The organism is Paenibacillus sp. Dod16 (assembly GCF_049893405.1).
Lineage (GTDB): Bacteria > Bacillota > Bacilli > Paenibacillales > Paenibacillaceae > Paenibacillus_AQ.
The window spans coordinates 1-1601 of record NZ_JBNDYG010000114.1; the positions used below are offsets into that span (position 1 = coordinate 1).

The following is a 1601-nucleotide window of genomic DNA, read 5'->3' on the forward strand; positions in this document are numbered from 1 at the left end:
TGAAGTGCTCCCTGTCAAGTAGACAGACTAAAAAAGCAAAATCATTAGCATTCAATATCCCTTCGGTTATCAAGACTGAGGGGATTATTTTTCTTAGTTAAGCTGCTCGTCGATATTCGTTAGGGGATAAGCCGTTTAGTCGTTCGGTGTATCGAAAATTATTGTAATAATAGATATAAGCTCTTACACTACGAAGGAGACTGTCATACGTATCGTACTTCTCCAGATAATAGCTTTCTGCTTTTAAGGTACCCCAGAATCGTTCAATGGGTTGGTTGTCCAAACACCGGCTTACACGAGACATACTTTTTGTAAACTTGTATCTCTTTTGAAGTTGTCTGTATTCCAGCGAAGTATATTGAAAGCCGCGATCACTGTGCAAGAGCGGCGTAGCATTCGGATTTCTTTTATATGCTTTCTTTACCGTATTCATGACAAGCTCATTGTTATTGGAATGGCTGAACACCCATGAAACAACAGAGTTGTCATATCCATCAATAATGGCACTCAGGTAGGCCTTGCGGCCATTTCCGTACTTTAGCTCTGTTACATCGGTGCACCACTTTTGGTTGGGGACCTCCGCTTGGAATTTTCGGTTCATGACATTCTCAGCGATATGAAGGGCTGGAGCTTTCATGTAATTTGGCCGTTTTTTGCGAATCACTGCCCTTAATTCAAGGGCTCGCATGATGCGATAATACCGTTTACGGTTGTAACTTTTTTTAAGCTTACGATTTAACTGAGTACGCATTTGGCGATAACCCAGTATCCCGTTTCGTTTGTCATAGCGACGCTTGACTTCCTTGGCTAGTGCAAGATTTTCAAGTTCCCTGACGGATGGGATCCATTTCAGCCACTTATAATAGGCAGATCGGGCGATTCCTGCTAGCTCACAGAGCTTGGTGATCGCATATCCCTTCTCGGCATGCAGTTCTGTAATCGCTTGATAAATGTCTGCATGCCGAACAAGGGTTAACGTGTATTTCTTCGCCGGATCTCTGTCAACTTTTTTGCGAGTGCATTCTCCATTTCTAAATGCTCATTTCGTGCCTCGAGTTCCTTGATCCGAAGCTTTAACCGTTCCTGTTCGTCTAGCTCTTCTAGCGGCTTTTTACGACCTCGGAGGTCTTTTAAGGCTCCATGACCACTCGCTTGATATTTACGAACCCATGCGTACACTTGCTGGTAAGAGACCCCGTACTTGTCGATGGCTTTCTGGTAATCTAAATCATGGGCGATGGTGAATTGTACAATTTCAATACGTTCTTCGTAAGTCGTTTTCCGTCCTTTATTCATATGAGGGGGTTCAATCCTTTTCCGAGTTGGTTTCATTTTCACCCCTTCAGTATACTTGGAAATCCAGCTCTCTAACACAGATTTACTCGAAATATGGTACTTTTTCACCACCGCTCGTACAGAGTATTCTCCAGAGCGTACATCTTGAATGGCAGATAGTTTTAGCTCCTTGGAGTAGGATTTCCATCCCCTGGATTCTCTTAATCCTTCTTCTCCATCTACTTTGTATTTCCTTATCCAATCATTAACCGTGTTTTTATGGACCCCCAGTTGTTTTGCCTCATGGTTAGGATTGGATTCATGTT

1 protein-coding gene and 1 pseudogene are annotated in these 1601 nt (G+C 42.9%); both read right to left on the reverse strand.

Going from position 1 to position 1601, the window contains the following annotated elements; translation table 11 throughout:
- Positions 1–97 precede the first annotated feature (97 nt).
- Positions 98–958: pseudogene (locus ACPV3A_RS37610) on the reverse strand (IS3 family transposase); the annotation flags it as partial.
- A 14-nt stretch (positions 959–972) separates the two neighbouring features.
- Positions 973–1601 (reverse strand): helix-turn-helix domain-containing protein (locus tag ACPV3A_RS37615; protein WP_426204997.1); only part of this gene is annotated, 629 nt, incomplete at its 5' end.